Annotated in this window: 25 protein-coding genes; 19 read left to right on the top strand and 6 right to left on the bottom strand. The window is 67.5% G+C overall.

Annotation, left to right across the window (positions count from 1 at the left end):
- Window positions 1-24: 24 nt before the first annotated feature.
- The 3 genes from AU192_RS03235 to AU192_RS03225 all read left to right on the top strand — a co-directional run bounded on the left by AU192_RS03235 (window position 25) and on the right by AU192_RS03225 (window position 3869).
- The gene (locus AU192_RS03235) at window positions 25-1422 is read left to right on the top strand and encodes a sugar porter family MFS transporter (RefSeq protein ID WP_064394327.1); all 1398 of its coding nucleotides are present in this window, start codon (window positions 25-27) and stop codon (window positions 1420-1422) included.
- Window positions 1419-2561 (top strand): N-acetylglucosamine-6-phosphate deacetylase, encoded by a 1143-nt coding sequence (gene nagA / locus AU192_RS03230; protein WP_064394288.1) that lies wholly within the window; start codon window positions 1419-1421, stop codon window positions 2559-2561. The genes AU192_RS03235 and nagA overlap by 4 nt, the downstream gene beginning before the upstream one ends.
- Window positions 2562-2813: 252 nt before the next feature.
- Window positions 2814-3869: a 3-deoxy-7-phosphoheptulonate synthase gene (locus AU192_RS03225; RefSeq protein WP_064394287.1), complete on the top strand. Its 1056-nt coding sequence runs from the start codon at window positions 2814-2816 to the stop codon at window positions 3867-3869.
- Window positions 3870-3883: 14 nt separating this feature from the next.
- Here AU192_RS03225 and AU192_RS03220 read toward each other — a convergent pair whose 3' ends face one another.
- Window positions 3884-4174, bottom strand: a complete 291-nt coding sequence (locus tag AU192_RS03220) for a WhiB family transcriptional regulator (protein ID WP_064394286.1) — start codon at window positions 4172-4174, stop codon at window positions 3884-3886.
- Window positions 4175-4542: 368 nt separating this feature from the next.
- Here AU192_RS03220 and AU192_RS03215 point away from each other — a divergent pair, with 368 nt between their 5' ends.
- The 3 genes from AU192_RS03215 to AU192_RS03205 all read left to right on the top strand — a co-directional run bounded on the left by AU192_RS03215 (window position 4543) and on the right by AU192_RS03205 (window position 7136).
- Window positions 4543-5325, top strand: coding sequence for a hypothetical protein (locus AU192_RS03215; RefSeq protein ID WP_064394285.1), 783 nt, complete (start codon window positions 4543-4545; stop codon window positions 5323-5325).
- 88 nt (window positions 5326-5413) lie between these two features.
- Window positions 5414-5992, top strand: coding sequence for a sigma-70 family RNA polymerase sigma factor (locus tag AU192_RS03210; RefSeq protein ID WP_064394284.1), 579 nt, complete (start codon window positions 5414-5416; stop codon window positions 5990-5992).
- Complete coding sequence (locus AU192_RS03205; RefSeq protein ID WP_064394283.1) at window positions 5985-7136, top strand: anti-sigma-D factor RsdA; 1152 nt, start codon at window positions 5985-5987, stop codon at window positions 7134-7136. Before AU192_RS03210 ends, AU192_RS03205 begins: the two co-directional genes overlap by 8 nt.
- Here the strand turns inward: AU192_RS03205 and AU192_RS03200 are convergent, their stop codons facing one another.
- Window positions 7137-7541, bottom strand: coding sequence for a DUF5319 domain-containing protein (locus tag AU192_RS03200; protein WP_064345682.1), 405 nt, complete (start codon window positions 7539-7541; stop codon window positions 7137-7139).
- Between the two features lie 177 nt (window positions 7542-7718).
- Here AU192_RS03200 and guaB point away from each other — a divergent pair, with 177 nt between their 5' ends.
- The 5 genes from guaB to phoU all read left to right on the top strand — a co-directional run bounded on the left by guaB (window position 7719) and on the right by phoU (window position 13197).
- Window positions 7719-9272: an IMP dehydrogenase gene (gene guaB, locus AU192_RS03195; RefSeq protein WP_064394282.1), complete on the top strand. Its 1554-nt coding sequence runs from the start codon at window positions 7719-7721 to the stop codon at window positions 9270-9272.
- Window positions 9273-9328: 56 nt separating this feature from the next.
- A complete protein-coding gene (locus AU192_RS03190) occupies window positions 9329-10456 on the top strand; it encodes a GuaB3 family IMP dehydrogenase-related protein (protein ID WP_174522725.1) in 1128 nt (375 codons plus the stop codon).
- 24 nt (window positions 10457-10480) lie between these two features.
- On the top strand, window positions 10481-10687 hold the full coding sequence (locus AU192_RS03185) for a zinc-ribbon domain-containing protein (RefSeq protein ID WP_064394280.1): 207 nt from the start codon (window positions 10481-10483) through the stop codon (window positions 10685-10687).
- A gap of 42 nt (window positions 10688-10729) precedes the next feature.
- Window positions 10730-12466: a GMC oxidoreductase gene (locus AU192_RS03180; RefSeq protein WP_064394279.1), complete on the top strand. Its 1737-nt coding sequence runs from the start codon at window positions 10730-10732 to the stop codon at window positions 12464-12466.
- A gap of 71 nt (window positions 12467-12537) precedes the next feature.
- The gene (gene phoU, locus AU192_RS03175) at window positions 12538-13197 is read left to right on the top strand and encodes a phosphate signaling complex protein PhoU (protein ID WP_064394278.1); all 660 of its coding nucleotides are present in this window, start codon (window positions 12538-12540) and stop codon (window positions 13195-13197) included.
- A 6-nt stretch (window positions 13198-13203) separates the two neighbouring features.
- Here phoU and AU192_RS03170 read toward each other — a convergent pair whose 3' ends face one another.
- Window positions 13204-15555: a glycoside hydrolase family 65 protein gene (locus AU192_RS03170; protein WP_064394326.1), complete on the bottom strand. Its 2352-nt coding sequence runs from the start codon at window positions 15553-15555 to the stop codon at window positions 13204-13206.
- Between the two features lie 2 nt (window positions 15556-15557).
- Window positions 15558-16310, bottom strand: a complete 753-nt coding sequence (locus AU192_RS03165) for a beta-phosphoglucomutase family hydrolase (protein ID WP_235631278.1) — start codon at window positions 16308-16310, stop codon at window positions 15558-15560.
- A 149-nt stretch (window positions 16311-16459) separates the two neighbouring features.
- Between AU192_RS03165 and AU192_RS03160 the strand changes: the two genes are divergently transcribed.
- The 6 genes from AU192_RS03160 to AU192_RS03135 all read left to right on the top strand — a co-directional run bounded on the left by AU192_RS03160 (window position 16460) and on the right by AU192_RS03135 (window position 21471).
- Window positions 16460-16786, top strand: a complete 327-nt coding sequence (locus tag AU192_RS03160; protein WP_064394276.1) for a CD225/dispanin family protein — start codon at window positions 16460-16462, stop codon at window positions 16784-16786.
- A complete protein-coding gene (locus tag AU192_RS03155; protein ID WP_064394325.1) occupies window positions 16786-17193 on the top strand; it encodes a DUF2752 domain-containing protein in 408 nt (135 codons plus the stop codon). The genes AU192_RS03160 and AU192_RS03155 overlap by 1 nt, the downstream gene beginning before the upstream one ends.
- Window positions 17194-17221: 28 nt before the next feature.
- Window positions 17222-18781: a glutamine-hydrolyzing GMP synthase gene (gene guaA / locus AU192_RS03150; RefSeq protein WP_064394275.1), complete on the top strand. Its 1560-nt coding sequence runs from the start codon at window positions 17222-17224 to the stop codon at window positions 18779-18781.
- 129 nt (window positions 18782-18910) lie between these two features.
- Entirely contained in the window at window positions 18911-19594 is a 684-nt protein-coding gene (locus AU192_RS03145; RefSeq protein ID WP_064394274.1) for a hypothetical protein, read from the top strand.
- A gap of 54 nt (window positions 19595-19648) precedes the next feature.
- Window positions 19649-21214: a DNA polymerase Y family protein gene (locus AU192_RS03140; RefSeq protein ID WP_165593260.1), complete on the top strand. Its 1566-nt coding sequence runs from the start codon at window positions 19649-19651 to the stop codon at window positions 21212-21214.
- A 29-nt stretch (window positions 21215-21243) separates the two neighbouring features.
- Window positions 21244-21471 (top strand): DUF6480 family protein, encoded by a 228-nt coding sequence (locus AU192_RS03135; protein ID WP_064394324.1) that lies wholly within the window; start codon window positions 21244-21246, stop codon window positions 21469-21471.
- Here AU192_RS03135 and AU192_RS03130 read toward each other — a convergent pair.
- Both AU192_RS03130 and AU192_RS03125 read right to left on the bottom strand, forming a co-directional pair.
- Window positions 21468-22508 carry a nucleoside hydrolase gene (locus AU192_RS03130; RefSeq protein WP_120275395.1) on the bottom strand — a complete coding sequence of 347 codons (1041 nt, stop codon included), beginning with the start codon at window positions 22506-22508 and terminating at the stop codon, window positions 21468-21470. The genes AU192_RS03135 and AU192_RS03130 overlap by 4 nt on opposite strands.
- Window positions 22509-22532: 24 nt before the next feature.
- Window positions 22533-24527 carry an SDR family oxidoreductase gene (locus AU192_RS03125; protein ID WP_064394272.1) on the bottom strand — a complete coding sequence of 665 codons (1995 nt, stop codon included), beginning with the start codon at window positions 24525-24527 and terminating at the stop codon, window positions 22533-22535.
- Between the two features lie 55 nt (window positions 24528-24582).
- Between AU192_RS03125 and AU192_RS03120 the strand changes: the two genes are divergently transcribed.
- Window positions 24583-25452 carry a MaoC family dehydratase gene (locus AU192_RS03120; RefSeq protein WP_064394271.1) on the top strand — a complete coding sequence of 290 codons (870 nt, stop codon included), beginning with the start codon at window positions 24583-24585 and terminating at the stop codon, window positions 25450-25452.
- Window positions 25453-25509: 57 nt separating this feature from the next.
- A complete protein-coding gene (locus AU192_RS03115) occupies window positions 25510-26394 on the top strand; it encodes a universal stress protein (protein ID WP_064394270.1) in 885 nt (294 codons plus the stop codon).
- The last annotated feature ends 5 nt before the right edge of the window (window positions 26395-26399 follow it).

The following is a 26399-nucleotide window of genomic DNA, read 5'->3' as shown; positions in this document are numbered from 1 at the left end:
AGGATCAACGTGGGCAACACTGCTATCCGGCGATCCCCGCGACTGGGACTGCTGGTAGCCATCGCGGCGGCCAGTGTCGGTGTCATCTACGGCTACGACCTTTCCAACATCGCCGGTGCGCTTCTGTTCATCACCGACGAGTTCGGCTTGACCACTCGGCAGCAGGAATTGGTAACCACGGCGATAGTCATCGGCCAGATCGCCGGGGCGGTCGGCGGCGGGATGCTCGCCAACGCGATCGGGCGCAAGAAGTCGATGGTGCTCGTCGCCGTCGCGTACGCGGCCTTCGCGCTTCTCAGCGCGTTGTCGGTGTCGGTGCCCATGCTGCTGCTGTCGCGTTTTCTGCTTGGCCTCACCATCGGTGTGTCGGTGGTGGTCGTGCCGGTGTTCGTCGCCGAGTCAGCACCGGCGAAGGTCCGCGGTTCGCTGTTGGTCGCCTACCAGGTGGCCACGGTCGTCGGCATCATCATCGGTTACCTGGTCGCGTACTTCCTGGCCAGCTCGGGCAGTTGGCGGTGGATGCTCGGCCTGGCCGCGATACCGGCAGTGCTCGTGACGTTGCTACTGCTGTGGATGCCGGACACTGCGCGGTGGTACATGCTCAAGGGCCGGGTCGAGGAGGCCCGGCAAACCTTGCGCCGGGTCGAGCCGAGCGCCGACGTCGAGGCCGAACTCGCCGAAATCAGGCGCGCGCTCAAGGAGGAAACCGGCGGCGCGGTGCGCGAGATGCTCCGGCGGCCCTACCTTCGCGCCACGGTTTTCGTCGTGGTGCTCGGTTTCTTCATCCAGATCACCGGCATCAACGCGATCGTCTACTACAGCCCGAGACTGTTCGAGGCCATGGGCTTCGAAGGGTACTTCGCGCTGCTGATACTTCCAGCGCTGATCCAGGTCGCCGCCCTAGTAGCGGTGTTCGTCTCGCTCATGCTGGTCGACCGGGTAGGTCGACGACCGATACTGCTGGGCGGCATCGCGATGATGGTCGCCGCTAACGCCATGCTGATCGGCGTTTTTGTTGCGGGCACGGAGTTCGGTGGTGCGCTCACCGCGGTCGGGTTCCTCGGCGTGCTGTTGTTCACGATCGGGTTCACCTTCGGCTTCGGCGCGTTGGTCTGGGTATACGCCGGTGAAAGCTTTCCTACCCGGCTCCGGTCGACGGGTTCGAGTGCGATGCTCACCTCCGATTTAGTGGCCAATGCCATCATCGCCGCCTTCTTCCTGACGATGCTCAATTCGCTGGGTGGTGGCGGAACGTTTGCGCTGTTCGGCGTTTTCGCGCTGGCAGCCCTCGTGTTCGTCTATCGATTCGCGCCGGAAACCAAGGGGCGCCCGCTCGAGGAGATCCGGCATTTCTGGGAGAACGGCGGGCGCTGGCCCGATGAAGCCGGCGAGGCGCCCGAGGATGCCGGCATGTTGAAGTGACGCTCATCGCCGCGGGGACCATGGTCTTGGAAGACCGGGTCTGCAAACCGGGTTGGTTGGCTACAGCAGCCGGTCGAATCATCGATTGCGCACCGGGCCCGGCGCCTCGACCGCCCGACCACGACTTCCCGGATCACGTCGTGGTGCCCGGGTTCGTCGACATGCACGTGCACGGCGGCGGCGGTGCGTCCTACACCGACGGCGTCAGCTCAGAGATCGAACAGGCCGCCGAGTTCCACCTGCGCCACGGCACCACCACGACGGTGGCCAGCCTGGTTACCGGCTCACCCGACGACCTTCTGCGCCAAGTCCGGGTGCTCACCGAGGTGACTCGACAGAAAACCGTCGCCGGCGTGCACCTGGAAGGCCCCTGGCTGAGCGCGGTGCGATGCGGTGCCCACGACTCGACGCTGATGCGGAACCCCGACCCCGCCGAGATCGATGCTCTGCTTGACGCCGCAGACGGCACTATCCGGATGGTCACGCTGGCGCCGGAACTGCCGGGCAGTTTGGACGCCATTACCCGCATCGCGGACGCCGGTGTGGTCGTCGCCGTCGGCCATACAGATGCCAGTTACGACGACGCCAAGCGTGCGATCCAATCGGGCGCGACCGTCGGCACCCATGTGTTCAACGCGATGCGGCCGCTACACCACCGCGACCCGGGGCCGGCGTTGGCGCTGTTAGAAGACCCGCGAATCACTCTCGAGCTCATCGCCGACGGCGTACATCTCCATCCCGCGCTCGTGCGGCAGATCATCGAGGCGGCCGGGCCTCGACGGGTCGCGTTGATCACCGACGCGATGGCGGCGGCCGGACTGCCGGACGGCTCGTTTCGGATCGGCGCAGTCGAGGTGGAGGTCACCGAGCGCGTCGCCCGCGTGCGCGGGAGGCCGACCATCGCCGGCAGCACGGCGACCATGGATCAGCTTTTCCGGACCGTGGTCGGCCAACTCGGCGGCTCGGACGAGGCGCTGGCCAACGCGGTGCGGATGACGGCGACCACCCCCGCCAGTGCGTTGAAGCTCGACCATGTCGGCAGCCTACGCGCCGGCAGAGACGCCAATTGTGTTGTGCTGGATAACAATCTAGGTGTTCATACAGTGATGCGCGACGGTTCGTGGCTGCCCCGCCGCTAACAACGCGCGGATTCGAGCAGCATCGAATTTGGCCCACCTTCGCCCTCCGTATATCCTGGTCGGCGTGAACATCGTGACGCGCGCCGGCTATTGGCGCTTTATCGAGGCTCCGGGCGGAGCCGATAAGGCGCAGCGCTAAGCGACGCATCCACCCGGAGCCCAGGCAGTGACCACCAGGTCGCTGCCTTTCGTCATTCAAGGGCCCCGGGCTTTCACCGGGCGCCCACAATCTCTCCAGAAAGGCACCCGAACATGAATCTGGCGCAGACCGCCACCCCGCCCGCCACCTCGGACCGGCGGGTCCGCGGTTTCAGCGAGATCCCCAGCCCGCACGAGGTGCTCACCGAGTTCCCGCTGGGAGCCCGGCGCGCCGAGCGGGTGGTGCGCGACCGGGAGGAGATCGCCGACATCCTCGCTGGCCGCGACGACCGGCTGCTGGTTGTCGTAGGACCGTGCTCGGTGCACGACCCGTCAGCGGCACTCGACTACGCCAGCCGGCTGGCCAAGGTGGCCGACAAGCTCAGCGACCGCCTCAAGGTCGTGATGCGGGTGTACTTCGAGAAGCCGCGCACCACGATCGGCTGGAAGGGCCTGATCAACGATCCCGGCATGGACGGCACCTTCGACGTCGCCCGCGGTCTGCGCATCGCCCGTCACCTGCTGCTCGACATCGTCGACATCGGCCTGCCGGTCGGGTGTGAGTTCCTCGAGCCGACCAGTCCGCAGTACATCGCCGACGCCGTCGCGTGGGGTGCGATCGGCGCCAGGACCACCGAATCCCAGGTGCACCGACAACTGGCATCCGGGTTGTCGATGCCCGTCGGCTTCAAGAACGGCACCGACGGCAACATCCAGGTCGCCGTCGACGGGGTCAAGGCCGCCGCCGCACCGCACGTCTTCTTCGGCATGGATGATCTCGGGCGCGGTGCGTTGGTCAATACCGCGGGCAACGAGGATTGCCACGTCATCCTGCGAGGTGGCACCAACGGGCCGAACTGCGACGCCGAAGCCATCCGGACGACCGCGGCCAAGCTGACCGCGGCCGGGTTGCCCGGCCGCGTCGTAATCGACTGCAGCCACGCCAATTCCGGAAAAGATCACGTCCGCCAGGCCCAGGTCGCCGCGGACGTCGCGCAGCTGGTGCGCGACGGCTTACCGGTCAGCGGGGTGATGCTCGAGAGTTTCCTCGTCGCCGGTGCGCAGGCCCCCGAAGCCCGTCCCCTGACCTACGGGCAGTCGGTGACCGACAAGTGCATGGACTGGGCGACAACCGATTCGGTGCTGCACACGCTTGCCGACCGCGGGTAGGGCACCCGCGGCGGTCAGGAGGCGCGTCGGATACCGCGCTTCAGCAACAGTTCGCGCTCCGACTCGGACAGCCCGCCCCAGATGCCGTAGGGCTCACCGACGGCGAGGGCGTGTGCGCGGCACTGAGCGATCACCGGGCACTTACGGCACATCGCCTTGGCGCGCATCTCGCGTTGCGCGCGGGCGCGGCCGCGCTCCCCGTCGGGATGAAAGAACATGGAGGAATCTTCGCCTCGACAGAGCCCGGCCATCTGCCAGTCCCAAATGTCAGCATTTGGTCCGGGCAGTTGCTGCGGTTGTGGCATTGGAAACCCCTCTCTGCACATCCATTTCGGAAACGAACGGATGAGTGAGTTCAAAACCGATTCGAGCTCAAGTCGCCGATGACCACTCGTGCAGACAAAGTATGGGCGCTCACGAAATCTCGTCAATAGCTCGCACATGTCTTATTGACATAAGCGCAGGCCGAGAATTTACTTCACGTTCATCATTGCGACGCACAGACAACGAGAACGGTGCTAAACGGACCGATCGCGGTGGACCGCGGGACCCATTTCTCCAGTTCGCGTCAATTAGCCGTTCACGGGCAAACTTCGCCCGCTTACACGGAAGTAACATTGCGAGCACCAATTGTTAACCAGCGCGTCGCCGCAATTGATACGGTCGCGACTCGATGTCCGCAGAGACCGTTCTGGCCGCAGCTGCATTCGGCGACGATCCGGGCCGCTGGCCGTTGCCCGCCGGCGCCACCGCGCGCGAATTGTGGTTGCGCGCCGTCGCGGCGGGCGGACAGGGCCGCTATGCCAGCGCGCGTGTCGAACTGGCCAAGCTCTTCTTGGCCGCAGGACCCGAACGATCATTGGCCCACAGCACTGAGGCGTCGTTCCTGCGTCAGCTCGGCTGGCACGCCCGGGCGCGGCGATGGGATGGTCGGGCGTTGGCGCTTGCCGGATCGGATACCGAGGCGGCTGCCGATGCCTTGATCGGTCTGGCCGCCGACGCGCTGGGAGTCGGCCGGTTCGAGGCGTCGGCGCACGCGCTGGCCCGTGCTGCCGACCTGATGTCTGATCCGGCGCCGCCGAGACTGCGGGTTCGACTGGGGTGGGTGTCGGCCGAATTGGCCATGGCGCAGGGCCGCGGCCAGGCGGCCGTGGGTCACGCCGAACGCGCCGTCGACGACGCCGCTGCCTTCGGCTCGGTACGCCACGAGGTGAAGTCCTCGGTCGTGCTCGCCGCCGCCTGGTGCAGCGCGGGTGACCTGGCCGCCGCCCGGTCGGTGGCCGACGCGGCGCTCGACGAAACGCAGCGCTTCGGAATGGTTCCGCTGCAATGGGCGTTGGCCTGCTTGCTGGCCGACATCGGCAGCGGCGCGCATCCGGCACTCGACATGGTGGCGATCCGCGACCGGTGTGCCGATACAGTGCGTCGGCGGGGCGGCGTGTGGTCGGTGCGGTAACCGGGTCCACACGGAAGTGAAAGTTATTGTTTAGCTGACCGGCCTACCGGATCCGGTCCTGTTCGTAACGTTGGAGAGATCGCCCACGATGACATTTTCGGGAGAACGTCTCGATGCTGTCGTTGCTGAGGCCGTGGCAGGGAACCGAGACGCGCTCCGGGAGGTACTGGAGACCATTCGTCCGATCGTCGTTCGGTACTGCCGGGCGAGGGTAGGGGCGACAGAGCGCAGTGGCCTCTCAGCCGACGACGTTGCGCAGGAGGTTTGCTTGGCCGCCATCACGGCGCTGCCGCGTTACAAGGATCAGGGACGACCGTTCCTGGCCTTCGTGTACGGCATTGCCGCCCACAAGGTTGCTGACGCGCATCGCGCAGCAGCCAGGAATCGATCCGACCCGACCGATGTCGTGCCGGAGCGATACTCGCTGGACGCCGGACCCGAGCAGATGGCGCTCGATGCCGAGGCGTCGGCACGCATGAAGAAGCTCCTGGCGGTGCTTCCCGAGAAGCAGCGCGAGATCCTCATCCTGCGCATCGTCGTCGGGATGAGCGCCGAGGAGACCGCAGAGGCGGTCGGCAGCACGCCGGGCGCGGTCCGCGTCGCCCAGCACCGTGCGCTGGCGCGACTGAAGTCCGAGATCGTCGCGACGGGGCGTGACTATGCCTGACTTCGGACGCTGGACTTCCAACGGGGGAGATCCCTCGCTCAACGAGATCAACCGCACCGATCGGTTCCTCGATGCGCTGGCCACCGCGCAGCCGGTGTACTCGACCGATCCCAGTGAAGCGGAACTGGCTCAGCTGCTGGAGGGCTGGCGCGACGAGGTCCGCAACGCACCTCTGACCGCGACGGTCACACCGCGCGACGCGGTGCTGGCGCTCGACCGGGCCGCGGCAACGCGACGGCGTACGCGGACGTCGCTGGCGGTCGTCGGGTCGGCCGCGGCGGCGGTGTTGTGCATCGGCGGCTTCGGCGCGGTGGTCGCAGGCTCCGGACCGGGTGACTCGCTGTACGGCCTGCGCACCATGCTCTTCGGCGAGCAACAGGACACCCGCGACGACGCAGTCGTCCTGGCCGCGCAGACGCAGATGGCCGAGGTGCAGCAGCTGATCGACGACGGTCAGTGGCAAGCCGCCCAGGACAAGCTCGAGACGTTGACCACGACCGTGGCGACGGTGAACGACACCGTGCGCAAAGAAGAGTTGGTCACGCAGTGGCAGGAGCTGACGGTCAAGGTCGAGGCCCAGGACCCCGCGGCGACCCTGCCGCCGAATGCGCCGCCGCCGACCTTCCCCGAGGTCGTGGTGATTCCGAGCGACGGCGCGACCTCGTCGGAGACGACTGTGCCGCCGGGCACCTCTGAGCCGACCAGCACCTCCGAGACGTCCGCGCCGACCAGCCCGACCACTCCCTCGGCGTCCGCGCCGACGACACCGTCGACGTCGCCATCCGGGAGGCCCTCGCCATCCCCGTCGCCTTCGACGACGGCTGCGCCGGGCGCACCGTTACCCACGTCGGTGCCCGGCACTCCGCCGCCGACAGTGAGTGCCACGCCGCAGCCGACGTCGGCTCCGAACTCGCCGACGGCGCTGCCGACACCGACGGCGCAGCCGACCCCGTCGGCCACGCCACGGCCGACGCCGACGGCGGATACACCGCTGCCGACTCCGAGCACTTCCGTGGTCGAGCAGCAGGAGGATGAGGTACCGACGGCCGCGCCGACGTCACAGCAATCGACTGTGCAGGCGCCCGCGCCGAGAACGGCCGCTACGACGGTGACCGTCCCGGATGCGGTCGAGGAACCGAGCTAGTCAGCGATAGCCGTCGGATTCCGACGTCGCCTCGTTGAGCGAGGCATCGGCGTAGCCGCGGCAGTAATCCCACGTCACATAGGCGTCGGGTTCGGGATCGTAGGCGGGCTCGTGCGGGCGCACCGTGCCGTCGACCAGCAGTTGCAGCAGGTTGGCGCGCAGCATGTCCCAGTCGTGATAGTGGTCCTGCTGGCATTCGTCGCAGCACACGACCAGTCCGCGGATGCCCCTGTGCGCCAGAAGCGCCTCGTATACCGCCAGATCGGCGAGATCAGCCTCGACCGCGGTCCGCTCCTGCGGGTCCAGCGGCTGGCCCGGCTCGAGCGCGTCGAGGGCGGCCGAAGGGTCGCACGGGTCGTCGGCGAACGGGTCCGGTGGCAAACCCGGTGGCAGGTGGTCACGCACGAGTCCACACTACGCAGCGGAGCCGGGATAACGCTAGCCGTCACGCCGACGTCGTCGACGTATCAATAGTTACGTGCGTCATGGCACGTGAGACCGGGATGCCGGCCGCTAGCCGATAGGATGGTTTCTTAGCTCGACGACAGTGTTCGGCTGCGTTTGTATCTGGAGGCCCCCACCATGTCGATCGCCGAAAGCAGCATCCCCATCGCGGTGCCGGTGCCTACCGGTGGGGATGACCCGACGAAAGTCGCCATGCTCGGCCTGACCTTCGACGACGTGCTTTTGCTGCCCGCCGCCTCCGATGTGGTGCCCGCGACCGCCGACACTTCGAGCCAGTTGACGAGAAAGATCCGGCTCAAGGTGCCGTTGGTGAGCTCCGCGATGGACACCGTCACTGAGTCGCGCATGGCGATCGCGATGGCCCGCGCCGGCGGGATGGGCGTGCTGCACCGCAACCTCCCGGTGGCCGAGCAGGCCGGCCAGGTCGAGACGGTCAAACGGTCCGAGGCGGGGATGGTCACCGACCCGGTCACCTGCTCGCCGGACAACACGCTGGCCGAGGTCGACGCGATGTGCGCGCGATTCCGGATCTCCGGGTTGCCCGTCGTCGACGACACCGGCGAGCTGGTCGGCATCATCACCAACCGCGACATGCGCTTCGAGGTGGACCAGTCCAAGCCGGTCTCCGAGGTGATGACCAAGGCTCCACTCATCACCGCCCGGGAGGGCGTCTCCGCCGAGGCGGCGCTAGGACTGTTGCGGCGCAACAAGATCGAGAAGCTTCCGATCGTCGACGGGCACGGCAAGCTGACCGGGTTGATCACCGTCAAGGACTTCGTCAAGACCGAACAGTTCCCATTGTCGACCAAGGACAAGGACGGCAGGCTGCTCGTCGGGGCGGCTGTCGGTGTCGGTGACGACGCCTGGACGCGGGCGATGACGCTGGTGGACGCGGGCGTCGACGTGCTGGTGGTCGACACCGCGCATGCGCACAACCGCGGCGTGCTGGACATGGTCAGCCGGGTCAAGGCCGCCGTGGGGGACCGGGTCGAGGTGATCGGCGGCAACGTCGCGACGCGTGCGGCAGCGGCTGCGCTGGTGCAGGCCGGCGCCGACGCCGTGAAGGTCGGGGTCGGGCCGGGGTCGATCTGCACCACCCGCGTGGTCGCCGGTGTGGGAGCACCGCAGATCACCGCGATCTTAGAATCCGTAGCGGCCTGTCGTCCGTATGGTGTGCCGGTCATCGCCGACGGCGGACTGCAGTACTCCGGCGACATCGCCAAGGCCCTGGCCGCGGGTGCGTCGACCGCGATGCTGGGCTCGCTGCTCGCGGGCACCGCCGAGTCGCCCGGTGAGCTGATCTTCGTCAACGGCAAGCAGTTCAAGAGCTATCGCGGCATGGGCTCGCTCGGCGCCATGCAGGGCCGCGGTGCGGCCGGGGCGTTGCGCGGGTCCTACTCCAAGGACCGCTACTTCCAGGACGACGTGCTCAGCGAGGACAAGCTCGTGCCCGAGGGCATCGAGGGCAGGGTGCCGTTCCGCGGTCCGCTGGCGACGGTGATCCACCAGCTCACCGGCGGGCTGCGCGCGGCGATGGGGTACACCGGATCGGCGACGATCGAACAGTTGCAGCAGGCCCAGTTCGTGCAGATCACCGCGGCGGGGCTCAAGGAGAGCCACCCACACGACATCACGATGACGGTCGAGGCGCCGAACTACTACACCCGCTGACGAGCGCTTGCGCGAGGAACAGAACGTACTGACAGGAGAAACTGGCCATGCGAGACATGGTTGAGCTCGGCATGGGCAGAACCGCCCGCCGCACCTACGAACTCGACGACGTCAACATCGTGCCGTCGCGGCGCACCCGGTCGTCGCAGGACGTGTCGACGGCCTGGCAACTGGACGCCTACCGATTCGAGATCCCGGTGGTGGCCCACCCCACCGATGCGCTGGTGTCGCCGGAGTTCGCGATCGAGATCGGTCGGCTCGGCGGGCTCGGCGTGCTCAACGGCGAAGGCCTGATCGGCAGGCACGCCGACGTCGAAGCCAAGATCGCGCAGGTGATCGAGGCGGCGGAGAAGGAACCGGAGCCCTCGGCCGCGATCCGACTGCTGCAGCAGTTCCACGCCGCCCCGCTGGACCCGGATCTGCTCGGCGCGTCCGTGGCGCGCATCCGCGAGGCCGGCGTGACGACCGCGGTGCGCGTCAGCCCGCAGAACGCCCGCGCGCTGACGCCGACACTGCTCGCCGCGGGAATCGACCTGTTGGTCATTCAGGGCACGATCATCTCCGCCGAGCGGGTTGCCTCCAACGGGGAACCGCTGAACCTCAAGACCTTCATCTCCGAACTCGACGTGCCGGTCGTCGCGGGCGGCGTCCTCGACCACCGCACCGCGCTGCATCTGATGCGCACCGGTGCGGCCGGCGTCATCGTCGGCTACGGCTCGACCAGCGGCGTGACCACCAGCGACGAGGTGCTCGGGATCAGCGTCCCGATGGCCACCGCGATCGCCGACGCCGCCGCCGCGCGCCGCGAGTACCTCGACGAGACCGGCGGACGCTACGTCCACGTCCTGGCCGACGGCGACATGCACACCTCCGGCGATCTGGCGAAAGCCATCGCGTGCGGTGCGGACGCGGTGGTGCTCGGAACTCCGCTGGCGACCTCGGCCGAAGCGCTGGGCGCAGGCTGGTACTGGCCGGCCGCCGCCGCGCATCCGTCGCTGCCACGGGGTGCGTTCCTGCAAGTCGCAATGGGCGAGCGCCCGTCGTTGGAACAGGTCCTCACCGGTCCCTCCGACGATCCGTTCGGCTCGTTGAACCTGGTCGGAGGGCTGCGGCGCTCCATGGCCAAGGCCGGTTACTGCGACCTCAAGGAATTCCAGAAGGTCGGCCTGACCGTCGGGAGCTGAGTTTTCGCGCCTACCCTGGACGAGGTGTTCTTCTTCCTCTTCAGCTACGGCACCAAACAGAAGCATCTCGGTGCCGGGGAGGTTAGGACCTGCCCCCGCTGCCACAACACCACGCAGTGGTCGCGGGTTCGCGAGTTCAAGCAGTTCTCGCTGTTCTTCATTCCGGTGGCGCGTTGGAACCGTCGTCAGTTCGAGGTGTGCGGCATCTGCGGCACCGCCGTCGCGGTCTGACCGACGTGGAAAGTTACCCCTCGGTAACGCCATACTGGACGCATGGAACCTGACTACGACGTCCTGGTTATCGGTTCGGGGTTCGGCGGCAGCGTCACGGCGCTGCGGCTCACCGAAAAGGGGTACCGCGTCGGTGTGCTCGAGGCCGGCAGGCGCTTTGCCGACGAGGACTTCGCCAGGACCTCGTGGAACCTGCGCAAGTTCCTGTGGGCGCCGCAATTGGGCATGTACGGCATCCAGCGGATTCACCTGCTGCGCAACGTGATGATCCTGGCCGGCGCGGGTGTCGGGGGCGGCTCGCTGAACTACGCCAACACGCTCTACGTACCGCCGGACCCGTTTTTCAACGACCCGCAGTGGAAGGACATCACCGACTGGCGCGCGGAGCTCATGCCGCACTACGACCAGGCCCAGCGCATGCTCGGCGTCGTCACCAACCCGACGTTCACCGACGCCGACCGCGTGGTCAAGCAGGTCGCCGAGGAGATGGGTGTGGGCGACTCGTTCGTGCCGACGCCCGTTGGCGTCTTCTTCGGCCCGGACGGCACCAAAGCGCCCGGCGAGACCGTGCCCGACCCGTACTTCGGCGGCGCCGGACCGGCGCGCAGGGGATGTATCGAGGTCGGCGAATGTATGACCGGCTGCCGCCATAACGCCAAGAACACGCTGGTCAAGAACTATCTGTATCTGGCAGAGAAGTTCGGCACGACGATCCACCCGATGACCACCGTCACCGGCTTCGAGCAGCGCCCGGACGGGCTGTGGAACGTGCACACCGTCCGGACCGGTCGCTGGGTTCGCAAACAGAAGCGGACCTTCATCGCGTCGCACGTCGTGCTGGCGGCCGGCACCTGGGGCACGCAGCGGTTGCTGTTCAAGATGCGCGACAAGGGCAAGTTGCCGAACCTGTCCGACAAGCTGGGTGTGCTGACCCGCACCAACTCCGAATCCATCGTCGGCGCCGGACGATTCGAGGTGTCCGACGACCTCAACCTGACGCACGGCGTGGCGATCACCTCGTCGTTCCATCCCACCTCCGACACCCACATCGAGCCGGTGCGCTACGGCAAGGGCTCCAACGCCATGGGCCTGCTGCAGACGCTGATGACCGACGGCGACGGCCCCGAGGGCACCGACACGCCGCGGTGGAAACAGCTGTTCATCAACGCGCGCAAGGATCCTCGCGGCACGGTGCGGTTGCTCAACGTCCGGCGGTGGAGCGAACGCACGTTGATCGCACTGGTCATGCAGCACCTCGACAATTCGATCACCACGTTCACCAAGCGCAACAGGCTGGGCATCAGGCGCTATCTGAGCAAACAGGGCCACGGGGCGCCCAACCCGACGTGGATTCCGGTCGGGAATCGGGTCACCCGCCGGATCGCCGAGAAGATCGACGGCGTCGCGGGCGGCACCTGGGGCGAGTTGTTCAACATCCCCCTCACCGCGCACTTCCTCGGCGGCGCCGCCATCGGCGACGACGCGCAGCACGGCGTCATCGATCCGTATCACAGGGTGTACGGCTACCCGACCCTTTCGGTGCACGATGGTGCGTCGATCTCGGCGAATCTCGGTGTCAATCCGTCACTTTCGATCACCGCCCAGGCCGAGCGCGCGGCGTCGCTGTGGCCGAATAAGGGTGAGTCCGATCTGCGGCCGGAACAGGGACAGCCGTACCGCCGGTTGGCGCCCGTCGCGCCGCAGAACCCGGTCGTTCCGGCCCACGCACCCGCTGCGCTGCGCTGGTTGCCGATCCAACCCGTCACCTCGGCTGGTTGAGAATCGGCCGATTCGGGTAACTAACCCCCGCTTATCGCGACCGCACATCCTGCGAGTGAGGGGAGTCGCCGATGCGGACCGCTTATCAAGAGCAACTGACCGCACTGAGCGCCGATCTCGGCAAGATGTGCGGGCTGGCGGTCAGTGCGCTCGAGCGGGCGACGGAAGCACTGCTCGGCGCGGATCTCTCGCTCGCGGAGCAGGTCATCGCCGACCACGAGCACATCATCGAGCTCAACTGGCAAGCCGAGGAGGCGGCGCTGCGGATCCTCGCGCTGCAACAACCTGTCGCCAGTGACCTACGCAGGGTGGTCGGCTCCATCCACATCGCCGCGGACATCGACCGGATGGGCGCGCTGGCGGCCCACGTGGCCGGCATCTCGCGGCTTCGGCACCCGGATTGCGCGCTACCTGCCGACGGGCGCGCGAGCTTTGCCGAGATGGGTGCGCGCGCGGTGCAACTGGCGAAGACGGCACAGGAGGTGCTGCTGTCGCGCGATCCCGACAAGGCAGCGCGGTTGCGCGACGAGGATGACGCCGTCGACGCCGAGCACCGGCACCTGTTCACGCTGTTGATCGACCACAAGTGGCAGGATGGGGTGTGCTCGGCCGTCGATGTGGCGCTGCTGGGGCGCTACTACGAGCGGTTCGCCGACCACGCCGTCGAGATCGGCAAGCGCGTGGTGTTCGAGGCGACCGGCGGTCTGCCCGGTCACAAGCAGATCGGTTAGCAGGGCCTACGTCGGGCGCCGGCGCACCGGCTCGCGCCCCGGTGGTTGCTGAGGTGTCGGCAGCAGCGGCCGGCAATGGCGAACCGGAACGGTTGTGGGCTGCCGGGAATCCAGATGCAGGTCTTCGCCGCCGTGGCGGATCAGCAGTTCGCCCTCCGGGCCGTCACGCAGCGTATAGGTGACCTCGTCGTGATCGGCATTGATAGTGAGGCGAAAGTTCCTCCACCGCAATCGAAATCGAAGGCGAGAGATCCCGTCGGGCAGTCGGGGGTTGAGCTCGAGTACCCCTTCATCGTCACGGAGCCCGCCGAATCCGGCGACCATTGCGGCCCATGCACCGCCGAGCGACGCCATGTGCAGGCCGTCGCGGGTGTTGTGGTGGAGATCGCGCAGATCGATGATCGCCGCCTCGTAGGCGTAGTCATGGGCGAGTTCGAGATGACCGACGTCGGCGCACATCACCGCCTGTGTACACGCCGACAGCGACGAATCCCGTGTGGTTCGTCGTTCGTAATAGTCGACGTTGCGGGCCTTTTGTTCGGCGGTGAACGCATGGCCCTGCCAGTGCATCGCCAACACCAGGTCCGCTTGTTTGATCACCTGCGCCGGGTAGAGCCGAACATACGGCTCGTTCATCAGCAGTGGATAGATCGTGTTGGCGTGAAAGTCCCACTCGCGCAGCGTCGTGAAACCGTCACACTGCTGATGCACGCCCAGCTCCTCGTCGAACGGGATGTGGACCGTGTCGGCTGCGTGGCGCCACACCGCCATCTCTTCGGTGGTGACCCCGGCTGTCTGGGCGGCGTCGACATTGCGCGCACACGCCTCTGCGGCCGCCCGAAGGTTCGCGGCCGCCATCAGGTTGGTGAACACGTTGTCGCGCACGATGGCCGTGTACTCGTCGGGTCCCGTCACCCCGTCGACGTGCCACACCCCGTGACGGTCGTGGTGACCGAGCGACGCCCACAGCCGCGCGGTCTCGATGAGCACCGTCAGCCCGCATTCCTCTTCGAGCGAATGGTCCCCTGTGACAATGCGGTAGCGCTCGAACGCCATTGCGATGGCGGCGTTGACGTGGAAGGCCGCGGTGCCCGCCGGCCAGTAAGCCGAGCACTCCTCACCGCGGATGGTGCGCCACGGGTAGGCGGCACCGTCGAGGTCCAGCAGCGTCGCTCGCTCCTTGGCCAGCGGGAGAATCGAAGCGCGCCAACGCAATGCGTCGGCAGCCGCCGAGGGTTGGGTGTAGGTCAGCAGCGGCAGGACGAAACCCTCGGTGTCCCAGAAGGCGTGGCCGTCATAACCTGTTCCGGTGAGCCCCTTGCCGGGGATCGCGCGGCGCTCGGCGCGCGCGCTGGCCTGCAGGACGTGGAAGAGGGCGAACCGTACCGCCTGCTGACAGTCGGGGTCGCCCTCCACCTCGACGTCCGCACCGTCCCAGAAATCGTCGAGGTAGGCCCGCTGGGCATCGAGCAAACCCTGCCAGCCGGTGTAGCGCGCGCTGCTGAGCGCCGCCGCCGCCTGGTCGCGCAGTGCCGGGCGCGACCGCAGGCTGGACCAGCCGTAGGCGAGGTACTTGACGATGCGCAGACGCTGGCCGGGACGCAGCCCGCAGATGACCGTCGTGTTGGCCCAGTCCTTGCCGGCACCCGTGTCCACCTCGACACGACCGGGAACCTCGATGTCGTGGTCCATGGCCGCGGCCATCATCAGGTTGCTTCCACGGGTGCGGTGCAGGAGGATCGCGCCGTGTTCGGAGTGCTCGTGCTGCACCGGCTCCAACGGTCTTTCCAGGACGGCCGATACCCGCGGGTCCTTCGTTGACGGCGGCAACTCCTCGTTGGCCACCAGTTCCGATTGCGCCGTGACACGGACGAATTCGTCCTGCGCCTCGACGATGTACTCGATGGCCGCGACGCTGCGTTGGGTCAGTGAAACGATCCGCGTGGAAGTGATTTTGATCCGCTTACCTGCCGGTGAACACCAGCAGGCGGTGCGTCTGAGGGTGCCCGTCCGAAAATTTAGAACTCGTTCGTGGTCGAGCAGTTCGCCGTAACGCACGTCGAACGGTTCGTCGTCGACCAACAGGCGCATCAACTTGCCGTTGGTGACGTTGACGACCGTCTGCCCGTCCTCGGGCCAGCCGTATCCTGCCTCGGCGTACGGAAGGGGGCGAACCTCGTAGAACGAATTGAGATAGGTGCCGGGCAAAGCGTGTGGTTCGCCTTCGTCGAGATTTCCACGCATGCCGATGTGGCCGTTGGACAGCGCGAACAACGACTCCGACTGTGCGAGCATGTCGAGGTCGAGCGATACCTCGCGGATCTGCCACGGTTCGACGGGGTAGACGTCGTCGTGCAGGCTCACGTGAGCAGCTCCGCCAGGTCGGTGACCACGATGTCGGCTCCGTTGTGCCGCAACGCTTCTGCGTGGCCTACCCGGTCGACGCCGATAACAAGGCCGAATCCTCCGGCCCGTCCTGCCGCCACCCCGGAGATCGCGTCTTCGTACACAGCACCCTGTTCGGGTGTCACGCCGAGAAGCTCGGCTGCGCGCAGGAACGAATCGGGCGCGGGTTTTCCTGCGATGTTCTCCTCGCGCAACACGACACCGTCCACCCGGTGTTGGACGAATTCGGCCAGCCCAGTCATGTCGAGCACCTCGCGGGTATTGGCGCTGGACGACACCACCGCGATGCCCAGCCCCGCATTCGCGGTCGCTTCGAGATAGCGGCGCGAACCCTCGAACACCTCGACCCCGTCGGTCCGCAGAATCTGTTGGAACATCTGGTTCTTGGCGTTGCCCAGTGCGTGGACGGTTTCGTTCTGAGGCGGGTCGTCGTGAGCGCCCTCGGGTATCTCGATGCCCCGACTCGCCAGAAACGACCGCACGCCGTCCTCACGTTTCTTGCCGTCGACATAGGTGAGGTAGTCACTTTGCACGTCGAACGGTGTGAACGCCTCGCCGGTGAGCTCCGCTCGTCGACGGAGGAAGTCGTCGAACATCGCCTTCCATGCTTTCTTGTGCACGCTCGCGGTGTCGGTCAACACGCCATCGAGGTCGAACAATGCGGCGCGGATCCCAGCGGGCAGACCTAGTCTTTCGGTTTCAGGCACAAACCACCCATTCCCGTTATCGCGCGCAGACATACCTGCGTGTCGATGAACATACTGCAGCTTTGAAATTGACGCACTCAGCAAACAATTGCCTTATATTGAGCGAGCTTGTCCGTCCGACAGGGTGCTACTCGAGAAAAGGGACCCCCATGACCTATCCGCCTCAGCCTCCGCCGCCACCACCGCCGCAGGGTTATGGGCCGCCTCCCGGGGGTGGTTACCCAGCGCAGCAGCCCGACAGCAACCTCGTATGGGGAATCCTGGTTACGGTGTTGTGCTGCTTGCCGTTTGGCATCGTGTCGATCATCAACGCCGCCAAGGTGTCCGGCCTGTGGAGCCAGGGTCAGTACGCGCAGGCGCAGAAGGCATCCGACGATGCCAAGAAGTGGGCGATCTGGGGTGCGATCGCGGGTGTCATCGTCATCGTCATCTATCTCGTCATCGGCCTGGCGGGCGGCGGACTGGCTTACATGTGATCCACGTGCACTCGCTCACCGCGCCGCTGGCGGTCGCCACCGCCGCGGTGGGCGGGTGCGCGGTGATCTGGTTGGCGGATCCGACCGTGTCCGGCGGGATACTGCCGGTCTGCCCGACCAAGGCGCTGCTCGGCATCGACTGCCCCGGGTGCGGGAGCCTGCGGATGATCTATTCGCTGCTGCACCTCGACGTCGCCGCGGCGGTCCGCTTCAACGCACTCGGTGTGCTCGCGTTGGTGTTCCTGCTGTGGGCATACGGGACCTGGGTCTACGGGTCTCTGGCGGGCAGGCGGGTGCGCAGTTGGCAGCACCTGCGGTGGTCGGCTCCGGTGGCGGTGGTGCTGACCGCGGCGTGGTTCGTCATGCGCAACTTGCCGTTTGAGCCGTTCACCGCGCTGCACGTCTGACGTCCTCGCGGCCAACTAGACTGACCGGGTGACATCAGGATCTCCCCGACCCGTACTGGTTGTCGATTTCGGGGCGCAGTATGCGCAGCTGATCGCCCGACGGGTCCGCGAGGCGCGGGTGTATTCCGAGGTGATCCCGCACACCGCCAGCGTTGAGGAGATCAAGGCGCGCGACCCTCAGGCCATCGTGCTCTCCGGAGGGCCTGCGAGTGTCTACGAGGACGGCGCCCCGCAACTGAACGCGGAGCTGTTCGACCTCGACGTTCCGGTGTTCGGAATCTGCTACGGGTTTCAGGCGATGGCGCAGGTGCTCGGCGGTACCGTCGCGCGGACGGGAACCCGTGAATACGGCCGCACAGAGCTGAAAGTCACTGGGGGAGAGCTTCATTCGGACCTACCGACTACCCAGCCGGTATGGATGAGTCATGGCGACGCGGTCACCGAGGCGCCCGACGGCTTCGAGGTGGTGGCCGCCAGCAGCGGTGCGCCGGTCGCGGCGTTCGAGCATCGCGGCCGCCGGCTGGCGGGTGTGCAGTACCACCCGGAGGTGATGCACACCCCGCACGGCCAGCAGGTGCTGAGCCGCTTCCTGCACGAGTTCGCGGGGATCGACTCGACATGGACGCCTGCCAACATCGCCGACGCGCTCGTCGAGCAGGTCCGCGAGCAGATCGGTGAGGGGCGGGCGATCTGCGGGCTGTCAGGTGGCGTGGACTCGGCGGTCGCCGCGGCGCTCGTGCAACGCGCCATCGGGGACCGGTTGACCTGTGTGTTCGTCGACCACGGCTTGCTGCGGGCGGGGGAGCGGGCTCAGGTGCAGCGCGACTTCGTCGCCGCCACGCACGCCAACCTGGTCACCGTCGACGTCGCCGACCGGTTTCTCGAGGCGTTGTCCGGTGTGACGAATCCCGAAGGCAAACGCAAGATCATCGGACGGGAGTTCATCCGGGCGTTCGAAGGGGCGGTGCGAGGGCTTGTCGAGGGCGGCGGTCCGGACGTCGAATTCCTGGTGCAGGGCACGCTGTATCCCGACGTCGTCGAGTCCGGTGGAGGGTCGGGCACCGCGAACATCAAAAGCCACCACAACGTCGGAGGCCTGCCCGACGACCTGAAGTTCAAGCTCGTCGAACCGCTGCGGTTGCTGTTCAAAGACGAGGTCCGGGCGGTGGGTCGCGAGCTCGGCCTGCCCGAAGAAATCGTTGCGCGGCAGCCCTTTCCGGGGCCGGGGCTGGGTATCCGGATCGTCGGCGAGGTCACTGCCGCGCGGCTGGAGACGCTGCGTCGCGCCGATGCGATCGCGCGCGAGGAACTGACCTCCGCCGGGCTCGACAACCAGATCTGGCAGTGCCCCGTCGTCCTGCTCGCCGATATCCGTTCGGTGGGTGTGCAGGGTGACGGCCGAACCTACGGGCATCCGATCGTGCTGCGCCCGGTCTCCAGCGAGGACGCGATGACCGCCGACTGGACGCGCGTGCCGTACGAAGTCCTCGAACGCATCTCGACCCGCATCACCAACGAGGTGGCGGAGGTCAACCGGGTGGTGCTGGACGTGACGAGCAAGCCGCCCGGCACCATCGAGTGGGAGTAGTTCTCCCCTCTGTTTTGCATCCCCTGATCGACTGAACCCGCTTGACGCTGTCGGTGGGTGGGTGTTTACTCAGGGTATCGAACAAACGTTCGAAAAACCAGTGAGACAGACGATGCGGGAGGTGCTGTTGTGATAGCCGCCGTGAGCCTGAATCAGCGTCAGCTTACCCGCGCTGAACAGGTGGAACACCTGCGTCGCAAGATTGCGGCGGTATCCAGCAAGGTGGGCGGCAGCCGTCGTGGAGCGGCGTCGACGAGCGAGCCGCTTCCGGGCTCGGAAACTTTGCTGCCGATGCCCGAATCGCTGGACGGGCTGCTTCCGGCACCGTTGCCGCGCGGAACGGTGGCCGTGGTCTCGGGGGCCAGGTCGCTGCCGCTGAGCATGGTCGCGGCGGTGACGGCGAAGGGCGGGCACGCCGCGATCGTCGGCCAACCCGACGTCGGTCTGCTGGCGGCCGTGGAGATGGGCGCCGACCTGAGCCGGATCGCGGTCATCCCCGAACCGGGCGCCGATCCGGTCGAGGTCGCGGCCGTGCTGATGGACGGTATGGATCTGGTGGTGCTCGGCCTGGGCGGGCGGTCGGTGCCGGCCACCCGCGCGCGGGCGGTGGTGGCCCGGGCCCGCCAGAAGGGCTGCACGCTGCTGGTCACCGGTGGCGACTGGCAGGGTGCGTCGGCCCGGTTGGAGGCCTCGGTGTGCGGCTATGAGATCACCGGGCAGGGACGACCGGGCTTCGGCCGCATCAGCCGGGTCCGGCTGGCCACCCGGGCATGGGGGCGGTCGTTCGGTTCCGTCCGCGCGGTGGGCGGATGAGTGGCCCGCTCTTCCCGCGACTCGTCACGGTCGCGCGTTCTGGCCATCTGGTGTATGGACTGGCCGGCCGTCGCCGCGGCGGCCGCAGCCGACCTGCCGCCGACCGCCTCGATCGCGGTGACGCTGGCCAACCGGGTCATCGCCTGTTCGGCCTCGGCCCGATCGGCGGGAGTGCGACGCGGGCTGCGCCGCCGGGAAGCCCAAGCCCGGTGCCCGGAACTGCATGTGGTCACCGCCGATCCGGCGCGCGATGCCCGCCACTTCGAAAACGTCACGATCGCGGTGGACGACTTGGTGCCGCGTGCCGAGGTGTTGCGGCCGGGCCTGCTGGTGCTGCCGGTCCGGGGCGCGGCCCGCTACTTCGGGTCCGAACAGGCCGCCGCCGAGCGGCTGGTCGACGCGGTGGCCGCCGCCGGCGCCGAGTGTCAGGTGGGGGTCGCCGACCAGTTGCCCACTGCGGTCTTCGCCGCGCGGGCGGGGCGGATCGTCGAGCCCGGACAGGATGCGCTGTTCCTGTCGGCGCTGTCGATCCGCCAGTTGGCCACCGAGCCCAGCCTGGCCGCCCCCGGCCGGGAAGACCTGGCGGACCTGCTGTGGCGCATGGGAATTCGCAACATCGGACAGTTCGCCGCGCTGTCCCGCAGCGATGTAGCCTCGCGGTTCGGGGCCGACGCGGTGGCCGCACACCAGTTCGCCTGCGGCGAGCCCACCCGTGGTCCGTCCGGCCGGGACCCCGATCCCGACCTCGACGCCGTCATGGACTGCGATCCGCCGATCGACCGGGTGGATGCCGCCGCTTTCGCCGGACGGTCGCTGGCCGCCGACCTGCACCGCACCCTGGCCGCGTCCGGTGTGGGGTGCACCCGGCTGGCCATCCACGCCTGCACCGCCAATGGTGAAGAGCTGGAACGAGTTTGGCGTTGCGCCGAACCGCTGACCGAGGACGCCACCGCCGACCGGGTGCGCTGGCAGCTCGACGGCTGGCTGAACAGGCGCAACCCCAACGACCGGCCCACCGCGCCCATCACGGTGATCCGGTTGCGCCCGGTGGAGGTGGTGTCGGCCGAGGCGCTGCAGCTGCCGCTCTGGGGCGGGGTGGGTGAAGAGGATCGACTGCGCGCCCGTCGCGCGCTGGTGCGCGTGCAGGGTCTGCTCGGCCCGGAGGCGGTGCAGGTCCCGGTGCTCAGCGGTGGTCGGGGCCCGGCCGAACGCATCACGTTCACCCCGCTGGGGGATGAGCAGGTGCCGCGGGCCGATCCGTGTCAGCCTTGGCCGGGCCAGCTGCCCGAACCGTCGCCGACCGTGCTGCTCGACGATCCGGTCGAGTTGTTCGACGCCGACGGCCGTCCGGTGCGGGTGACCGCTCGTGGCCTGTTCTCCACCGATCCCGCGCGGTTGGACGCGCCGGGCAAGGCCGTCAAGGCGGGCAGATTGACCTGGTGGGCAGGACCATGGCCGGTCGATGAACGGTGGTGGGATCCGGAAGGCCGCAAAGCCGGCCGCACCGCCCGCGCACAGGTGTTGCTCGACGACGGGTGCTCGCGCGAAGCCCGACCGGGGCAGGCCTTGCTGCTGTGCTACCGGCAGCGACGGTGGTACGTCGAAGGGATTTATGAATGACGACCGCGCGATGGGGTACCCGTGCGTCGATGACCGCCATACCGCCCGACCCAGAACCGTCCAACACGCCGGACCTCGAACCCGGTGGTGGAGTGCCGCCGGGGTCGACGCCGCCCGACTCCGACCAGATCTCCGGTGTGGGCGCCGTCGAGTCCCGGCCGCGGCACCGGTGGACACCGACAGCCGTCGTCAGCGTCATCGCGCTCGCGATCTTTCTGCTGTTGTTCCTGGCGGTCGTGGTCTCGGTGATCCTCTAACCGTTCAGCGCTCGCGCGAGCGCGCCGACGCGGGCGATGAACCGGTCGAAGAACGCTCCCGGGTCGACGCCAACACCGATGAGCGCGTTGGCTTCCCGACCCCACCGGTTGCTCCAATCGGCGATGGTCATGCCGCGGGTCAGTGTGCCCGTCAACTCGACGTCAACGGTGGTCGGCCGGTAGGTGACGAGGTCGGGGTCCAGCGCCACCGCCGCGGCCAGCGGGTCGTGCAGATGCGCCAGATAACCCTCGCCCTGGTCGAAATGGAACTCGAAGTAGAACCGCATCGCGTCCTCCAGCACCCCGATCAGCGGGTTGTCCGACGCCGACCGGGTGCCGCGGTCGTCGGACACGCTCATCGCCACCGATTCCGCTCCGGCCTCCTCCGCGAGCCGGTTTAACAGGGCGGGTGTCATCGCGATGTGTTCGGTCAGGTTCAGCCCCAACACGATTGGGAGGTGCGAGGGTTTCTCGGCTCCCCACGCGGCCGACCACCCGGTGAACACCTCGGCGGCTGCTTCCGGGTCCACGCTGACGTTCCATTCGGCGACCGGGGTCGTGTTACCGCGGTAGTCGAACGCGCCGCCCATGATGACCAGCCGGCGCAGCAGCGTGGGAAGGGCGGGTTCGGCGCGAAGCGCCAGCGCGAGATTGGTCAGCGGACCCACGGCGATCGCGATCAGATCGCCGGGATGGGCGTGAGCGGCACGCACCCACGCCTCGGCGGCGTCGTACTCGGTGAGCCTGCGCTCGGAGGCGGGTAACTGCGCGTATCCCATTCCCTCAGGACCGTGGGTGTCCTCTGCGGTGCGCAGCGGCGAGCTGACGGGCTGCTCGGACCCTTTCGACACGGGGATGTCCCGCATCCGGCACACGTCCAACAGGCCGAGGTTGTTGCGGCAAACCTGTTGTACCGGAACGTTTCCCGCCGTCGATGCGATGCCGACCACCTCGGCGTCGTCGCTGGCGAACAGGTACGCCAGCGCCATCGCGTCGTCAACGCCGGTGTCGACGTCGACGAAGACTGGCTGTTTCACCTGGCCAACGATAGGGATCCGCGGTTACCAGTGCACACCCGGTACCAGGCGCACCGCGGACTTCACCGGCCGCGGAACTCGCACGGGCCGGGCGGGTCGCTTGGGGCGTCGCGCGGGGAGCGAGGCCGAAGGGGGTGTCGGTACGCCCCGAGCCGCAGCCGAATCCGGATACCCGAGGTAGAGCTGGTGCAGGATCCGCCGCGACAGCTTCGGCGTGAGGTAGTTGCCGAAGTCGGCGAGCGTGCCCAGTGGGGTGTCGATCCGGGCCGGCTTGTCGATCAGCGCACGCACCACCATCGCCGCGGCGTGCTCGGCGCTGATCGCTGGAACAGGATTGAGCCGGCGCGACGGGACGATCATCGGAGTGCGCACCAACGGCATGTGGATGGTGGTGAACGTGATGTGATCGGAAAGGGTCTCGGTCGCGACCACGTCAGCGAACGCGTCGAGGGCAGCCTTCGTCGGGAGGTAGGAGCTGTACTTCGGGTTGCGTGCCTGCACTCCGGCACTGGACACGTTGACCACGTGGCCGAATCGCCTTTCGCGCCAATGCGGGAGCAGCGCAAGGACCATCCGCACCGCGCCGAAGTAGTTGACGGCCATCACCCGCTCGTAGTCGTGCAGGCGGTCGGTGGAGGCGATCACCGAACGGCGGATCGATCGGCCCGCGTTGTTCACCAGATAGTCGACGTGGTCGAACCGGCCGAGGATGTCCTTGACGGTGCTCTCCACCGACGTCGAGTCGGTGACGTCACAGGTGAACGCGTGCGCTTGCCCGCCGGCGGCGCGGATCTCGGCCACCAGTTCGTCGAGCGCATCGGCGTTGCGCGCCAACGCGAATACTGTCGCGCCACGTTCGGCGATCGCCATGGCCGAAGCCCGGCCGATCCCGCTCGATGCGCCGGTGACGATCACGTGCCTGCCGACCAGCGGGCCGCGGGGATGGTCGCGGCGGGCCCGGTCGGGATCAAGATGTTCGGCCCAGTAGCGCCACAGGGCAGGCGCGTAATCGGCGAAATCGGGAACCGTGATTCCCGTGCCGCGCAACGCTTCCGAGGTGCGCTCGGCGGTGAACGTCGGCATCAGGTCAACGACGTCGAGGATCTCGGCGGGCAGGCCGAGTTGGGTGGCCACCATGTTGCGCACCACCTTCACGCGGCCGGTAGTCCTCAGCACGGGCGCCGCCGTGGAACGGGGCAGCGACATGCGCAGCGGTGGAAGCCCGGCGGTTTTGGCCACCGCGCGGTAGATGCCGCGCAGCCCAATCGATTTCGGTGCCGTTAGGTGGAACGTCTCACCGTCGCGGTCGGGCAGGTGCATGAGAGCGACGAGAGCGTCGACCACGTAGTCGACCGGCACGAGGTTGGTTCGGCCCGTGTCGGGCAGGGCGATCGGCGTGATCGACGGTAGCTTGGCCAGCTTCGCGAGCACCGGGAAGAAGTAGTACGGGCCGTCGACCTTGTCCATCTCGCCGGTGTTCGAATCGCCCACGACGACGGCAGGCCGGTACACGCGGTACCGCAAGCCGGGGGTCGTGCGGACAATCTGTTCGGCCTCGAACTTGGTGCGGTGATACGGGGTGGGCAGGTTCTGGCCGACGTCGAAGTCGTCCTCGGTGAACTCGCCGCGGAAGGTGCCCGCGACCGCGATAGACGACACATGGTGCAGCGTCGCGTCGAGCCGCAAGGTCAGGTCGACCGCCGCGCGGGTGCCGTCGACGTTGGCCGCGCGCTGATCGGCGTCGGAGGCGGTGATGTCGTAGACCGCGCCGCAGTGCACGATGTGATCGACGGCGCCGATGTCGGTGAGGTCGTTGGGTGTGAGTCCAAGGTGCGGTTCGCCGAGGTCGCCGATCAGGGGTTTCACGCGTTCACCCCAGGTCGTGGCCAATCGCTCGAACCGCGACAGCGAAGTGCGTCTGACGAGCACCAGCACCTCCGCGTCGCTGCTGTGGGCCAACAATCGCGTCACGACCCGTCGGCCGATAAACCCGGTACCGCCGGTAACGACATAGCGCATGCGAGCAATCGTGGACCCCCGCGGGCGAGACGTCAATGCGGATATCGTTCGAGGTATGCCTCTCGACCCCAAAGCCATCGGCGCCAAGACCGACCCGCATCTGTTCGAATGGACCGACCGCGACACGCTGCTGTACGCGCTGGGCGTCGGCGCGGGCACCGCCGATCTGGCGTTCACCACCGAGAACAGTCACGGCATCGAGCAACAGGTGCTGCCGACCTATGCGGTGATCGCCTGCCTGCCGTTCGCGGCGGTCGGCCTGGTCGGCTCGTTCAACTTCGCGATGCTGCTGCACGGGTCGCAGGGGATCCGGCTGCACGAACCGCTGAAACCGGCGGGCAAGCTCAGCGTCGTAGCCGAGGTCGCCGACATCCAGGACAAGGGTGAGGGCAAGAACGGGATCGTCATGCTCAAGGCGACGGGTACCGACCCCGACACGTCGAACGTCGTCGCCGAGACCTTCACCACCGCCGTCATCCGCGGTGAGGGCGGCTTCGGTGGGCAACCGGGGCAGCGGCCCGCCGCTCCGGAGATACCCGACCGCGAGCCCGACGCGCGAATTGCCTTGCCCACGCGCGAAGATCAAGCGTTGATCTACCGGTTGTCGGGTGATCGCAACCCGCTGCACAGCGATCCGTGGTTTGCGCGGGAACTCGCCGGGTTCCCGAAGCCGATCCTGCACGGACTGTGCAGCTACGGCGTGGCGGGTCGGGCGCTGGTCGCTGAACTCGGTGGCGGCGACGCGACGAAGGTCAGCGCGATCGACGCCCGGTTCACCTCGCCGGTGTTCCCGGGGGAGACGTTGACCACCTCGATCTGGCGGACTGAGGCTGGTCACGCGGTGTTCCGCACGGAGGCGGCCGAACCCGACGGGTCGAACTCGCGCCTCGTTCTCGAGGACGGTGCCGCCGAGTATCGCGACTGACGCGCATTTGGTGGATCCACGGGCGTCCGACGCTCCAGGTTGAAAGGATGATCGACCATGAGGCTCGTCGTTGGATACCTGGCCACTCCCGGCGGTGCGGATGCGCTGGCGCTCGGTGTGCGGTTCGCCCGAACCCTCGGCGCCGACCTCGATCTGTGCATGGTGCTGCCGCCGGACCGGGTGACGCCGTCGATCAAGCCGGTCGGCGACTTCGAGAAGCACCTCGTCGCGCAGGCCGAACAGTGGTTGGAGGAGGCTCGCGCAGCGGTGCCCGACGACATCGTCGTGCGCAGCCACGTCCGCGTCGACGACTCGCCCGCTGATGCGCTGATCCAGGAAGCGGCGCGCGTCGAGGCCGACATGATCGTCGCCGGCGGATCGGGTGGCCTCGTCGCCAGCTACTCCCTGGGATCGACGGTCAACGCGCTGTTGCACTCGGCTCCGCTGCCGGTGGCCGTGGCGCCTCGGGGTACGAGGCATTCGCCCGTCGACCGCACACGCGAAGTGACATGTGCGATTGGCGAGCGCGAAGGTGCAGATGTGTTGTTGGACATCGCTGTTCAATACAGTCGGGTGGCGGGCGCGCCGCTGCGTCTGGTGTCCCTGGTGGCCCTGGACCCCACGTTCGGGACGTTGCGCGGTGACGGTGACGCGGTACGGGAGCATGCTCTCGCTCATGCGCGCCACGTCCTTGAGTTGGCGAAATCCGAGCTACCGCAGGATTTCCCGGTCACCTCGATGATCGTAGAAGGCCGGACGATCGAGGAGGCGGTGGGCAAGCTGGACTGGCAAGACGGAGACCTGATCATGGTCGGGTCGAGCCGGCTCAGCGCGCCACGGCGGCTGTTCCTCGGATCGAAGGCGGCCAAGATGTTGCGGGTGCTCGATGTCCCCATGGTGGTGGTGCCGCGTGAACAACTCGGCCCCGACGACTTGCCCTAGCGAAG

The sequence above is a fragment of the Mycobacterium lehmannii genome (assembly GCF_001499925.1).
In the GTDB taxonomy this organism is placed as follows: domain Bacteria; phylum Actinomycetota; class Actinomycetes; order Mycobacteriales; family Mycobacteriaceae; genus Mycobacterium; species Mycobacterium lehmannii.
Note: the sequence above shows the minus strand (reverse complement) of the source record. Positions and strands in the feature narration are given on the sequence as shown.

Coding starts and splice junctions, on each gene's coding strand:
- AU192_RS03225 (WP_064394287.1), top strand. CDS start 2,814: ATGAATCTGGCGCAGACCGCCACCCCGCCCGCCACCTCGGACCGGCGG.
- AU192_RS03220 (WP_064394286.1), bottom strand. CDS start 4,174: ATGCCACAACCGCAGCAACTGCCCGGACCAAATGCTGACATTTGGGAC.
- AU192_RS03215 (WP_064394285.1), top strand. CDS start 4,543: ATGTCCGCAGAGACCGTTCTGGCCGCAGCTGCATTCGGCGACGATCCG.
- AU192_RS03210 (WP_064394284.1), top strand. CDS start 5,414: ATGACATTTTCGGGAGAACGTCTCGATGCTGTCGTTGCTGAGGCCGTG.
- AU192_RS03205 (WP_064394283.1), top strand. CDS start 5,985: ATGCCTGACTTCGGACGCTGGACTTCCAACGGGGGAGATCCCTCGCTC.
- guaB (WP_064394282.1), top strand. CDS start 7,719: ATGTCGATCGCCGAAAGCAGCATCCCCATCGCGGTGCCGGTGCCTACC.
- AU192_RS03190 (WP_174522725.1), top strand. CDS start 9,329: ATGGTTGAGCTCGGCATGGGCAGAACCGCCCGCCGCACCTACGAACTC.
- AU192_RS03180 (WP_064394279.1), top strand. CDS start 10,730: ATGGAACCTGACTACGACGTCCTGGTTATCGGTTCGGGGTTCGGCGGC.
- phoU (WP_064394278.1), top strand. CDS start 12,538: ATGCGGACCGCTTATCAAGAGCAACTGACCGCACTGAGCGCCGATCTC.
- AU192_RS03160 (WP_064394276.1), top strand. CDS start 16,460: ATGACCTATCCGCCTCAGCCTCCGCCGCCACCACCGCCGCAGGGTTAT.
- AU192_RS03140 (WP_165593260.1), top strand. CDS start 19,649: ATGGACTGGCCGGCCGTCGCCGCGGCGGCCGCAGCCGACCTGCCGCCG.
- AU192_RS03135 (WP_064394324.1), top strand. CDS start 21,244: ATGACCGCCATACCGCCCGACCCAGAACCGTCCAACACGCCGGACCTC.
- AU192_RS03125 (WP_064394272.1), bottom strand. CDS start 24,527: ATGCGCTATGTCGTTACCGGCGGTACCGGGTTTATCGGCCGACGGGTC.
- AU192_RS03120 (WP_064394271.1), top strand. CDS start 24,583: ATGCCTCTCGACCCCAAAGCCATCGGCGCCAAGACCGACCCGCATCTG.
- AU192_RS03115 (WP_064394270.1), top strand. CDS start 25,510: ATGAGGCTCGTCGTTGGATACCTGGCCACTCCCGGCGGTGCGGATGCG.